At 70.0% G+C, this 12,138-nt stretch carries 11 protein-coding genes; 9 read left to right on the plus strand and 2 right to left on the minus strand.

Annotated elements, in window-relative coordinates; translation table 11 throughout:
• Positions 1–80: 80 nt before the first annotated feature.
• The 5 genes from tadA (at position 81) to Cte04_RS16090 (ending at position 5,443) form a co-directional block, all read left to right on the plus strand.
• Positions 81–1,472 (plus strand): tRNA adenosine(34) deaminase TadA, encoded by a 1,392-nt coding sequence (tadA, locus tag Cte04_RS16070; RefSeq protein ID WP_066480435.1) that lies wholly within the window; start codon positions 81–83, stop codon positions 1,470–1,472.
• Positions 1,473–1,732: 260 nt separating this feature from the next.
• The gene (locus Cte04_RS16075; RefSeq protein ID WP_066480568.1) at positions 1,733–2,728 is read left to right on the plus strand and encodes an LD-carboxypeptidase; all 996 of its coding nucleotides are present in this window, start codon (positions 1,733–1,735) and stop codon (positions 2,726–2,728) included.
• A gap of 132 nt (positions 2,729–2,860) precedes the next feature.
• A complete protein-coding gene (locus Cte04_RS16080) occupies positions 2,861–3,325 on the plus strand; it encodes a hypothetical protein (RefSeq protein WP_066480440.1) in 465 nt (154 codons plus the stop codon).
• The gene (locus tag Cte04_RS16085; RefSeq protein ID WP_066480445.1) at positions 3,322–5,109 is read left to right on the plus strand and encodes a hypothetical protein; all 1,788 of its coding nucleotides are present in this window, start codon (positions 3,322–3,324) and stop codon (positions 5,107–5,109) included. Before Cte04_RS16080 ends, Cte04_RS16085 begins: the two co-directional genes overlap by 4 nt.
• 88 nt (positions 5,110–5,197) lie before the next feature.
• Complete coding sequence (locus Cte04_RS16090; protein WP_245633407.1) at positions 5,198–5,443, plus strand: hypothetical protein; 246 nt, start codon at positions 5,198–5,200, stop codon at positions 5,441–5,443.
• Between the two features lie 47 nt (positions 5,444–5,490).
• On the opposite strand, the gene Cte04_RS16095 is transcribed toward Cte04_RS16090, so the two are convergent.
• Positions 5,491–5,883, minus strand: coding sequence for a hypothetical protein (locus Cte04_RS16095; protein ID WP_066480448.1), 393 nt, complete (start codon positions 5,881–5,883; stop codon positions 5,491–5,493).
• 202 nt (positions 5,884–6,085) lie between these two features.
• Between Cte04_RS16095 and Cte04_RS16100 the strand changes: the two genes are divergently transcribed.
• The gene (locus Cte04_RS16100; protein ID WP_066480456.1) at positions 6,086–8,629 is read left to right on the plus strand and encodes a penicillin acylase family protein; all 2,544 of its coding nucleotides are present in this window, start codon (positions 6,086–6,088) and stop codon (positions 8,627–8,629) included.
• A gap of 22 nt (positions 8,630–8,651) precedes the next feature.
• On the opposite strand, the gene Cte04_RS16105 is transcribed toward Cte04_RS16100, so the two are convergent.
• Positions 8,652–9,602, minus strand: coding sequence for an alpha/beta fold hydrolase (locus tag Cte04_RS16105; protein ID WP_066480460.1), 951 nt, complete (start codon positions 9,600–9,602; stop codon positions 8,652–8,654).
• A 152-nt stretch (positions 9,603–9,754) separates the two neighbouring features.
• Between Cte04_RS16105 and Cte04_RS16110 the strand changes: the two genes are divergently transcribed.
• From Cte04_RS16110 to plsY, 3 genes are all read left to right on the plus strand, one after another.
• Positions 9,755–10,816 carry an aldo/keto reductase gene (locus Cte04_RS16110; RefSeq protein ID WP_066480463.1) on the plus strand — a complete coding sequence of 354 codons (1,062 nt, stop codon included), beginning with the start codon at positions 9,755–9,757 and terminating at the stop codon, positions 10,814–10,816.
• 77 nt (positions 10,817–10,893) lie between these two features.
• On the plus strand, positions 10,894–11,394 hold the full coding sequence (gene ybaK / locus Cte04_RS16115; protein ID WP_066480465.1) for a Cys-tRNA(Pro) deacylase: 501 nt from the start codon (positions 10,894–10,896) through the stop codon (positions 11,392–11,394).
• A 63-nt stretch (positions 11,395–11,457) separates the two neighbouring features.
• Entirely contained in the window at positions 11,458–12,129 is a 672-nt protein-coding gene (gene plsY, locus Cte04_RS16120; protein WP_066480467.1) for a glycerol-3-phosphate 1-O-acyltransferase PlsY, read from the plus strand.
• Positions 12,130–12,138 lie beyond the last annotated feature (9 nt).

Consider the following 12,138-nt stretch of genomic DNA (forward strand, 5'->3'; position numbering starts at 1 on the left):
CTGGAAAAAATGAACGAAAAATCCTGCTAACGCAGGATCAGCAAGCGCAGGCAGCTATGGTTTTGAAAGAATCGGCGGCGATGGATGCCACACCGGACGGGGCAAGGCATGCACATTTCATGCAGCAGGCCCTGCAGGAGGCGCGCGCCGCTGCGCAGCAGGGCGAGGTGCCGGTCGGCGCCGTCGTGGTGCTGGACGGCGCGGTGATCGGGCGCGGGCGCAACGGTCCGGTGGCCCGCCACGACCCCACGGCCCATGCCGAGGTGCTGGCGCTGCGCGAGGCCGCGCAGCATCTGGGCAATTACCGGCTGGAGGACTGCACGCTCTACGTCACGCTGGAGCCTTGCGCCATGTGCAGCGGCGCCGTGCTGCATGCGCGCGTCAGGCGCGTGGTCTACGGCGCGGCCGAGCCCAGGACCGGCGCGGCCGGGTCGGTGCTCGACCTGTTCGGCTACCCGCAGATCAACCACCAGACCGAGGTGGTGCGTGGCGTGCTGGAAGCCGAATGCGCGGCGCTGATGGCGGACTTCTTTCGCCGGCGGCGCCTGGAGAACAAGGCGCGCGAGCGGCTGCTGGAGCCCCATCCGCTCAAGGACACGGCCTTGCGCAGCAGTGCCCAGGCATTCGCGGAACTGCCCGGCTGGCCCTGGCAGCCCCAATGGCGCAGCGACCTGCCTGCATTGGCCGGCCTGCGCATGGCCGTGGTGGACCAGGGCCCGCAGGATGCCGCGATGACCTGGCTGTGCCTGCATGGCAGCCCGGCCTGGGGATATGCGTTCCGCCACGAGATCGCCGCCTGGACGGCCGCAGGCCACCGCGTGGTGGTGCCCGACCTGCCGGGCTTCGGCCGCAGCGACAGGCCCAAGAAGGACAAGGCCCACAGTGCGGCCTGGCATGTCGAGGTGCTGGCCGAGCTGGTGCAGGCCCTGGATTTGCACGGGCTGGTGCTGGTCGGACACGGCGATGGCGCACGCCTGGGCCTGGCCGTGGCCGCACGCATGCCGCAGCGCTTTCGCGGCGCCTGGCTGGTGGACGCATGGCCCCTGGCCGGCCAGCCGGAGAAGCGCCGCCAGTGGTACGAGCAGGCCGCGCGCAAGCCTGGCTGGAGCGTGGGCGAGGCGCTGCTGGCCTGGGAGGGGCGGGCCGGCAATGCCGCGGAGCGGCAGGCCTGGGATGCCCCGTTCGCCGAACCCGGCCATCGCGCCGCGCTCAGGGCCTGGCCACGCGTGCAGGCCGAATTGCCGGCCGTGCCCGCGCCGCTGCTGGCCCAATGGGCCGGACGGCAGCGGCTGTGGCTGCAGTCCGGTGCCGGCAGGCTGGTGGCGCAATCGCAGTGGCAGGACGCATGGCTGCAGGCCGTACCCGAGCTTGCCCGCCATGCGGGGGTATGGCTGCTAAACCGCAGCGTGGCGGCGGTTCCTGCGGCTGCGCAAGACATGGCGCGTCGCGCTGTGGAATACTTTGCGGCATAGCCCTGGCCCCGCGCCGTGTTCATGAATGCATGGAGCGGGTGCAGGGCCTTCATCTTCTTCGGAGTCCACGGATTCCCAACCCACCACGGAGCATGCGGGCCATCCGCCCGCATGGACAGGTTTTGGCAACTACGCGCAAATCCGCCGGCAAGAAACAGGCGCCGGCCGCAGCCCAGCACGATCACCAGCACTTTGCAGCACACGGCTGCGCCACGCAAGGCTGCACGCATGACGACGGCCATGCCGAAGCCCGCGGCCATGTGCATGCGGCCGACGGCAGCTGCTGCGGCCATGACCACAGCCACGGCCCCAAGCACATCTACATCTATTCGCCTTCGGGGGCCGTGCGCGACAAGGCCGCCTTCCGGCGCGGCGTGCAGCGCCTGCAGGCCCTGGGCCATGACGTGGAGGTGGACCCCGATGCACTGAGCAGCCAGCAGCGCTTTGCGGGCGACGATGCCACGCGCCTGGCTGCCATCCACCGCGCGGCCGCCAGCGGCGCCGACGTGGCGCTGATCAGCCGCGGCGGCTACGGCCTCACGCGCATCCTGCCCGGCATCAAGTACAAGGCCGTGGCCAAGGCCATTGCCAAGGGCACGCAGTTCGTGGGCCTGAGCGATTTCACGGCCTTCCAGCTGGCCATGCTGGCCCAGACAGGCGCCACCACCTGGGCCGGCCCGGCGCTGAATGCCGATTTCGGCGTGGATGCGAAGGATGGCGGCGAAGTGGACGACATCATGCTCGACTGCTTCGAGGACCTGCTCAGCGGCCAGGGCGAAGGCGCGGGCTGGCAGATGCCCAGGATCGGCGAGCTGCCCAACGGCAAGCCGCAGCTCAAGGACTTCTACGTGCCCGGCGGCGCCACGCTGTGGGGGGGCAACCTGGCCGTGCTGGTCTCGCTGCTGGGCACGCCGTACTTTCCGCAGATCGAGGGCGGCATCCTGTTCCTGGAGGACGTGGGCGAGCATCCCTACCGCATCGAGCGCATGCTCACCCAGCTGCTGCTTTCGGGCGTGCTGGCCAGGCAGAAAGCCATCGTCTTCGGCCAGTTCACCGAGTTCAAGCTCGGCAGCCACGACAAGGGCTTCAAGCTGCAGACCGTGATCGACTGGCTGCGCATGCAGGTCAGGTGCCCCGTGCTGCAGGGCCTGCCCTTCGGCCATGTGCCGACCAAGGTGCTGCTGCCCGTGGGTGCGCAGGTATCGCTGTCGGTGGAGGGGCGCGACGCCTTGATCTACTGGGGGCATGGGCATTGAGCCCCCTGGGGGCGGCTATCCCTGGAGAGGGCGACATCGTTGCGACGAGGCGGCCTTCGCTCGAGGTGCGGGAGGCGGGGCGCCATTTACAGCTTTTTGTGCCATCGATGACCGAGACAAGGATTCGCAAGCATGGGTAAGGCCGCATTGCAATGGACCGAGGACATGCTGGCCCTGCTGGGCCGCGAAAAGGATGCCGTGCTGGCCCAGCGCTGGGGCACGACGGCCAAGACCGTCAATCTCAAGCGCAATGCGCTGGGCATTCCCGCCTTCGGGCATTTCCGTTGGTCCGCTGAGGCGCTGGCCCTGCTGGGCCAGGCGTCCGATGCCGAAGTGGCCGCGCAGCTGGGCCTGAGCAAGGCCAGCGTGGTGGCCAAGCGCCGCGAGCTGGGCATTGCCCCGGCTTCGGGCCGCGGTGCCGGATTCGCCTGGACGGCCGAGGCCGTGGCCTTGCTGGGCACGGCATCGGATGCGAAGGTGGCCGAACAGCTGGGCCTGAGCCGACTGACGGTCTACAACGCGCGCATGGCCCGCGGCATTGCGGCCGCATCGCGCGGGGCCGGCAAGGTCTCCAGCTCCCGCGCCGACACGCCATGAATGCCGAGCGGGCCGCATGGGTACGCACCGTGCTGCCTGGCTGGCTGTGGCTGCTGGCGCTGTGGGGCGCCAGCCACTGGTTGACCCGTTTGCCGCCCTGGGCCTGGCTGCTGGCCGTCGTGGCGCTGGCCCTGTTGCCGGCCTGGGGGCTGTGGCTGGCCTTCATGCTGCGCAAGCAGTTGCTTTACATGCAGTTCGCGCCGCAGGGCCGGCTGGGGCGGTGGCTGTCCGGCGGCTGGTGGCCAGCCTGCAAGGCATCGGTGCTGGCCCTGCTGCTGGTCGGTGCGGCGCTGTGGCAGTCATGGTTTCTGGCGCCCTGGGAATGGGCGCTGCTGGCGGCCGCGCCTGGGCTCCATGCCCTGCTGGGTACCTGGCTGCAGCAGCGGCTGGCGCCCGAATTTTCACAGCCCGCCTATGCCTGGGCCTGGAGCCAGCGCGCGGCCCGGGTGCTGCTGGTGGCCGTGCCGGGCGCCCTGTGGCTGCTGTGCATGGCCGGCGATGCGGACTGGGGCAGGGCCCTGGCGCCGGGCATGGAGCCGGCGGCGCTCGATGCGGCGATCGTGTCCATACGCCAGTCGCCCTCGGGTCTGGTGCGCTGGGGGCTGGATGCGCTGCTGACCCTGCAGGTGGCGGGCGGAGCCCTGGCCGACCTGCCCCGGGCCCCGGCGCTGCGCCTGCTGCTGCTCGCGCTGTTCGGGCCCGTGGGCATGCTGCTGTGCCTGGGCTGCGTGCTGCAAGGCGCGGCAGGCTCTCGGGCCGTCCGTCGCCATGCGTGGCAGCAAGCCCGCTGCGCGAATGAAAGGCGTGGCAAGGCCGCCTTGGCGGGCCTGGTTGCGGTGCTGGCGATCGCCATTGCAATGCAGCTCACTGCCAGCGTGGACGGGCTGCTGCGCGCGCATGAAAGCCCGCTGGCCCTGCAGCGCCTGCCCGAATGCGAGCGCATCGGCCTGCAGCTGTATCGCCCGGGCACGCTGGAGGCCACGCGCGCCCAGGCCCTGCAGGCACTGGGCCGCATGCAGGGCGGCCAGGCGCTGTGCACGGGCATGGAAGATATGCGCGGGCAGCTGGATGCCGCCGTGGAGCGCTACCTGGACTGGTATTTCAGCCTGGGCGCCGAATGGGGGCGCATCCTCAGCCTGCTGGCCGGCGGGACCGATGCCTTCTTGCAGAACAGGCTGGCCCGGACATTGAGCGATACGCCGGGGCTGGACGCCTGGATGCAGGCCGTGCAGCAGCAGGCTACGCGCAGCGGCCAGGCCCTGGATGCGGGCCGCCAGCACATCGAGGAGACGCTGGCGCGCCACCACCTGGCGCTGGATGCAAGCCAGTGCATTGTGCGGGCCGATGTGCCGCAGCTGCCCGCGCTCGGCCTGCTGGGCGATGCGCGGCAGCGCCTGGCCGCGAGCGCCGTGGCGGGCACGGGAGCCGGCGCCTTTGCCGCCGTGGTGGCCGGCAAGGCCATGGCCAAGGCGTCGATGAAGGCTGCCAGCAAGGTGCTGGCCAAGGCCGCCGCCAAGCAGGGCCTGGGCAAGGCCGGATCGGCCGCAGCCGGTGCCGCGCTGGGTTCGGTGGTGCCCGGCGTGGGCACGGCTGCCGGAGCCGTGGCCGGCGCGGTGGCCGGTGTCCTGATCGGCGTGGGCCTGGACTGGGCTGCGCTCTATGCCGAGGAACGGCTGACGCGCGACGCCATGCGCGCCGACCTGCAGGCGGCCCTGGGCGCGCAGCTGCAGGCCCTGGGAGATGCGCTGGGCTGCGATGCCGGTCGGGGCGCGGATGGGCGTTAGCCGCACTGCTTTCACGGTCCAAGGCGACCGTGTAGGCTTGCGGCTGTGTGCTGGCTAATGTGCTGCTTATCCGGGGAGTTGGAGCATGATGGATTCATCCATTCAGACCGCGGTCCGCAAGATCGTCTACATCATGGTGGTGGAACAGGGCCTGCGCGCAGGCGAGGGCATGTCGCCGAAACTGCTGGCCATGGACCTGGACCGCCACGGCATCTCGGGCCAGGACCAGCAGGCGGCGCTGGATCTGGCGCTGCGCGAAGGCTGGCTGCAGAAAGGGCCTCTGGACGAGATCCAGCTGACGGACGAAGGCTTCGACATGGATTTCTCCCAATAGCGGGGCCAGGGAGCGCCAGGCAGCGCGGCTGCCGCGCCCATTGCCGGCTATTCCAGATAGACGCCTTTTTCCTTCTTGCGCGCGCGCATGCCGGTGCGCAGGAACAGCTCGGTACCACCCTGCACGGCCAGCGGCTGCCGGGCGCCCGCGGCCAGATGGGCGTCCACGCGCTCGTCCCATTCGGCCAGCAGCGACTCGATGGCTTCGCGCTCGGCGGCATCCAGCTGCGGATGGCGGTGCAGAAAATCCTGCAGGTATTCCTGCGCGTCATGCGCCAGGGCATCGCGCGTGGTGGCCAGCGAGATATAGCTGACGGCATCGTCCTCGCCCTTGTGCCCCGGCGTGCGCGTGCCCAGCAGATAGCAGCCTATGTAGTCGCCGCGGGTCCGGCCCACAGGCGGATCCTGGCTGAGTTTCTTGAGCAGACTGAACGGCCACATGAATCAATACCTCGTCAATTCCTTGCGGCTGGCGCGGCACTGCCGGCGCCAGCCCTGTTCCTGATCGTTGCAGCCGCATGGCCGCGCCGGGTGGGCATTGTCGCGCACCGGCCACGGCATGCGAGCCAGCGGCCGCGGCGCTGTGCTAGAACTGCGCATTCGCCGCAGGCGGGATGGCAGACAACAAGCAAAGGACAGGGCCATGGGAGACGGCAGGAGCAAACAACAGGGGCGCTGGCTGCGGCGGGGGCTCAACGCATCGGCCGCGGCCGTGGGCCTGGCCCTGCTGGCGGGCAGTGTGGCGGCGGTCTATGGCATCAGTGCGCAGCCCCAGCTCGACGGGCAGCAGATCCTGATGGGACTGCACGATCAGGCCTGGGTACGGCGCGATGCGGCCGATGTCACGCATGTCCGGGCGGCCAGTCCGCAGGATGCCTGGCGCACGCTGGGCTTTGTCCATGCACAGGAGCGCGGCTGGCAGCTGGAGTTCAACCGGCGGCTGATGCAGGGGCGCCTGTCCGAGATCCTGGGGCCGGCCACGCTGGAGCTGGACAAGCTCATGCGCACGCTCGACATCCACGCTGCGGCACGGCGCCAATACCATGCGCTGCCGGCTTCGGTGCAGGAGGCGCTGGGCGCATACAGCGAAGGCATCGCCGCTTTCTACGCGGGGCGCAGCCAGGCCGTGGCGCCGGAGTTCGCGCTGCTGGGCACCAGGCCGGGCGGCGGCCACGGCTCGGCCTGGGAGCCCGAGGATTGCGTGGGCTGGGCACTGATGATGGCGCTGGACCTGGGTGGCAACTGGGGCAACGAGTTCGCGCGCCTCAATCTGCTGCAGGTGCTCAGCACCGAGCAGCTGTGGCAGCTGATGCCGGCCTACCCGGGCGAGGCGCCGGCCACCGCCACCGACCTGGCGGCGCTGTACCGGGGCCTGGGCGTCTACCGCGAGGCCGTGCCTGGGAAAACGGCGCAGGCCTGGCCGGCGCCGCCGGCCGCCGCCGTCCGGACGGCGCTGGCGCAATGGGCTGCCGCCGCAGTGCAGGACATGGGCACGAACGACGGCAAGGGCAGCAACAACTGGGTGGTTGCCGGCAGCCGCACCAGCAGCGGCAAGCCCTTGCTGGCCAACGACCCGCACCTGGGCCTGAGCGCGCCGGCCATCTGGTATTTCGCGCACCTGCAGGCGCCCGGCGGCAAGGCCGCGGACGGCACGGAGCTGGCCGCGCTCGACGTGGCCGGCGCCACCTTGCCCGGCATGCCGTTCGTGGTGCTGGGCCGCACCCGGGAAGTGGCCTGGGGCTTTACGAATACCAACCCCGATGTGCAGGACCTGTACCTGGAGCAGATCGACCCCGGCGACGCCGGCCGCTACCGCACGCCGGGCGGCTGGGAAAGATTCGTGGAGCGCGAGGAGATCTTCAAGGTCAAGGGCCAGCCGGACGTGAAGCTCACGCTGCGCAGCACGCGCCACGGCCCGGTGATCAGCGATGCGCAGGCCCAGTACGCCCAGGTCATCGATACGCGCAGGTATGCGCTGGCCCTGCGCTGGGCGGCGCTGGACACCGACAATCGCACGGTGGAGGCCGGCTTCAAGGCCAACGGCGCACGCACGGTGCAGGAGCTGTTCGAGGCCTTCTCCATCTACCACTCGCCCATGCAGAGCATCGTGGCGGCCGACGTGCAGGGCCATATCGGCTTCAAGGCCGCGGGCAAGGTGCCGGTGCGCGCCGCCGACAACGATCTGCGCGGCGTGGCGCCCGCGCCGGGCTGGGATGCGCGCTACGACTGGCAGGGCTGGCTGGCCTACGAGCAGACGCCGCAGGACGACGGCTCGGCGCGGGGCTTCGTGGCCACGGCCAACCAGCGCGTGACGGCGCCGGGCTATGCGCATTTCCTGACCCAGGACTGGAGCCTGCCGTACCGCCACCAGCGCATAGAGCAGCTGCTGTCGGCCGGCGACCGGCATGACGCGGACAGCATGGCCGCCATACAGAACGATGTGCAGTCGCTGGCGACGCGGGCTCTGCTGCCCGGGCTGCTGTCTGCCGTGCGCGACGTACCGAGCCGCCATGCACTGGCGCCGCAGGCGCTGGCCCTGCTGGAAGGCTTTGACGGGCACATGGACAAGAACCGCGCCGAGCCGCTGATCTTCGCGGTCTGGGCCGACGAGCTCACGCGCGGCATCGTCATTCCGCGCATCGGCGAACAGCGCTTTGCCATGACCTACGGCAAGCGCGACTACCGCGCGGGCATCGAAGGCATTCTGGCGCGCAACGATGCCTGGTGGTGCGCGCCCATGAGCTGCGCGCAGCAGGCGGCCGCCGCCCTCACCCGCACGCTGGAGCGGTTGCAGGCCCTGTACGGCCCCGACATGGGCCGCTGGCGCTGGGGGCGGGCGCACCCGGCGCTCAGCGCCCACCGGCCGTTCGGCGGCGCGGCGCTGCTGGCGCCCGTGTTCGATGTCCGCGTGGCATCCAGCGGCGACAGCTACACCGTGAACGTGGGCCAGTACCTGCCTGGCGATGCCAAGGGCCCGTTCGTGAACCGGCATGCGCCTTCGCTGCGCGCCATCTACGATCTGGCGGACCTGGAGTCCTCGCGCTTCATCTACCAGACCGGGCAGAGCGGGCTGGCCTTTTCGCCGCGCTATGCCGACATGCGCGACGAATGGGCCGAAGGCCGCTACCGCCCGCTGCGTATGGAGCCCGGCCGCTGGGTGCACAGCCTGAAGCTGATGCCGCAGTGAGGCAGTCTGCCATGCGGGTGCCTCAAGGCGCGCCGAGAAATTCCTCGATCAGCTGCGCCACGGCCCGGGGCTGGTCGTGGTGCAGCATGTGGCCGGCATCCTGCACCACGGCGATGCGGCATTGCGGTACCAGCTGCATGCGCTCGTGGTACTGCTCCAGCGTATAGCGGCCCTTGTACCACTGGCCCAGGCTGTCGTCGCTGGCCTCCACGGCCAGCATGGGCGCGGTGATGGCACGCAGGCAGGCCGTGGCCTCGTCCGCGCGGTAGATATAGGGGTTGACGATCTTGTGCGAGGCGTCGCCCAGGATGCGCCAGAGGCCGTCGGCCCGGTCTGGTGCTGCCCAGTGGTGGGCCAGCCACAGCGCCTTGTCGCGCGGCAGGCGGCGGTTGGTCTTTTGCAGGCGGTCGGCCACGGCCTCCACGCCGGCATAGGGCGCCAGGCCCATGCCGCCCTCGCGCTGGGTGCGCAGCTCGTCCATCCATTGCGCCAGCCGCCTGGGCGTGCGTTCGGCCGGCACGTCGGGCATGCCGAAGCCCTCGAGATTCACGAAGCGGCGGATGCGTCCGGGCCGGGCGCCTGCATACCAGCTCGAGACATTGCCGCCCATGCTGTGGCCCACCAGATCGACGGCGCGCCCGGGCGAGAGCTGCTCCAGCAGCATGTCCAGGTCGGCCAGGTAGTCGGTGAAGTAATAGCTGTCGCAGGGGGCGGCCGGGCGGCTGAGGCCAAAGCCCCGCCAGTCGTGGGCCACGATGGTGCGCCCCTGGGCAAAGGCCTGGCTGAAGGCGTCCACCACGAACTGCCAGGAGGCCGCCACGTCCATCCAGCCATGGGCCAGCACCAGCAGGGGCAGCTCGGGGTCGGGCTGCGCAGGCTGCCAGCGGCGCAGGTGGTATTGCATGCCGCGCACGGGCAGCATCTCGGAGCGGCAGGCGCGGCGGGGCTGGTAGGGCTGGGTGTCGGAGGTCATGGTCTGGCTGCAGGAAATTCCGTCTGGCCCCGATTATTGCGGGGCCCTGCCGCGCGGCCGTCCTGCCGGAGACAGCGGCGGCCCCCGCTGCCTGGCACGCCGGCCAGCGCATAAACTCGCATCCCATGACTGCCAATACCTCCGCAATTCCCATGACCCCCGTTGCCCTGGGGCACAGCGACCTGCGCGTGAGCCCCATCTGCCTGGGCACCATGACCTTCGGCGAGCAGGTCGACGAGGCCGAGGCCTTCCGCATCATGGACCGCGCGCTCGAGCGCGGCGTGGACTTCTTCGACACGGCCGAGATGTATTCGGTGCCCGCGCGCGAAGCCACCTGCGGCGCTACGGAAACCATCATCGGCCGCTGGTTCGCCAGCCGCCCCGGCGCACGCCAGAAAGTGACGCTGGCCAGCAAGGTGGCCGGCCCTTCGCGCGGCATGCCCTGGGTGCGCGCCGGGCAGGGCATGACGGCGGCCGACATCGTCGCTTCCTGCGAGGGAAGCCTGAAGCGCCTGCAGACCGAGGTGATCGACCTCTACCAGATCCACTGGCCCGAGCGCCATGTGCCCGCCTTCGGGGCGCTGTACTACGACCCGCGGCAGGAGCGTAGCCAGACGCCCATCCACGAACAGCTGCAGGCACTGGCCAGGCTGGTGGAGCAGGGCAAGGTGCGCCACATCGGCCTGTCCAACGAAACGCCTTACGGCGTGCATGAGTTCGTGCGCTTGGCCGAGCAGCACGGCCTGCCGCGCGTGGTAAGCACGCAGAACCCTTACTGCCTGGTCAACCGCAGCTATGAAAACGCGCTGGACGAGACCTGCCACCGCCTGGGCGTGTCGCTGCTGGCCTATTCGCCGCTGGCCTTCGGCCTGCTGACCGGCAAGTTCGACCAGCATGCGCCCGCCGAGCCCGGTGCGCCGCAGCAGGCGCGCATCGCGCGCTACGAATCCGTGCGCCGCCAGCGCTGGGGCCGGCCCGAGGCGCTGGCCGCCGCGCGCCGCTACAACCGGCTGGCGCGCGAGCACGGCCTCACGCCCGTGCAGATGGCCCTGGCCTTTTGCTATACCCAGTGGCAGGTGGCCAGCACCATCATCGGCGTGACCTCGGTGGCGCAGCTGGACGAGGACCTCGACGCCTGGGGCATGCAGCTGGCGCCCGAACTGCGGGCCGCGATCGATGCCATCCGCTGGGAAGTGCGCGACCCCGCGGTGTGAGGCGCGATGGGCCACCTGTGGTCAAATCGGCTGCCGCCGCCTGCCTGTCGGGCGGTGGCAGCTATCCATACTGAATCATGGCAAAAAAAGACAAGAACGCCCATGTGAGCGAGACACCGGCCACGCAGATGCTCAAGGCCCACAAGGTGGAGTTCACCGAGCATCCCTACGACTATGTGGAGCACGGCGGCACCGCGGAGTCTGCGCGCCAGCTGGGGCTGGCCGAGCACATGGTGGTCAAGACCCTGGTCATGCAGGACCAGGATGCCAGGCCGCTGATCGTGCTCATGCACGGCGACCGCAAGGTCTCGACTAAGAACCTGGCGCGCCAGATCGGCGCCAAGAGCGTCGAGCCCTGCAAGCCCGAGGTGGCCAACCGCCACAGCGGCTACCTGGTGGGCGGCACCTCGCCGTTCGGCACGCGGCGCGAGATGCCGGTCTATATCGAGGAAAGCATCCTGGCGCTGCCGCGCATCGCCATCAACGGCGGGCGGCGCGGCTTTCTGGTGCAGCTGGATCCCCAGGTTTGTACGCAGCTGCTGGGAGCCCGGCCGGTGCACTGCGCGCTGGCAGAATAGCTGGCCTGCAAGCCGAGCCATCCCTCGCTCCATCAACCGGCCCATTTTCCCCAAGGATTCCAATTGAACGCCCTGTATTCCCTGATCGCCGTGGCGGCGGCCTATCTGATCGGATCGCTGTCGTTTGCCGTCATCGTGAGCCGCGTCATGGGGTTGAACGACCCGCGCACCTACGGCAGCGGCAATCCCGGCGCCACCAATGTGCTGCGCTCGGGCAGCAAGGCGGCCGCGGCCGTGACGCTGCTGCTGGACGCCGCCAAGGGCTGGCTGCCCGTGGTGCTGGTCCAGTGGTTCGGCCCGGCCTTCGGCCTTGCCGAGGGCACGGTGGCCCTGGTGGCGCTGGCCGCATTCCTGGGCCACCTGTATCCGGTTTTCTTCAACTTCAAGGGCGGCAAGGGCGTGGCCACGGCGCTGGGCGTGCTGCTGGGCATCAGCGGCTGGCTGGGGCTGGCCACGGCGCTGACCTGGCTGATCATCGCTGTGTTCTTCCGCTACTCCTCGCTGGCCGCGCTGGTGGCCTCGGTGTTCGCGCCGCTGTACTACGTGCTGTGCAGCGGCATGGTCTGGGATGCCGAGACGCCGATCACCGCCGCCATCGTGATCATGGCCATGCTGCTGATCTGGCGCCACCGCGAGAACATCCAGCGCCTGATGGCCGGCAAGGAGTCCAAGCTCGGCCAGAAAAAGGCCGATGCCGCCAAGGCGGCGGAAAGCGGCGCAGGCAAGCGCCACTGACGCGGCTGC

Origin of the sequence: Comamonas terrae (assembly GCF_001544075.1) — a bacterium.
Lineage (GTDB): Bacteria > Pseudomonadota > Gammaproteobacteria > Burkholderiales > Burkholderiaceae_C > Comamonas > Comamonas terrae.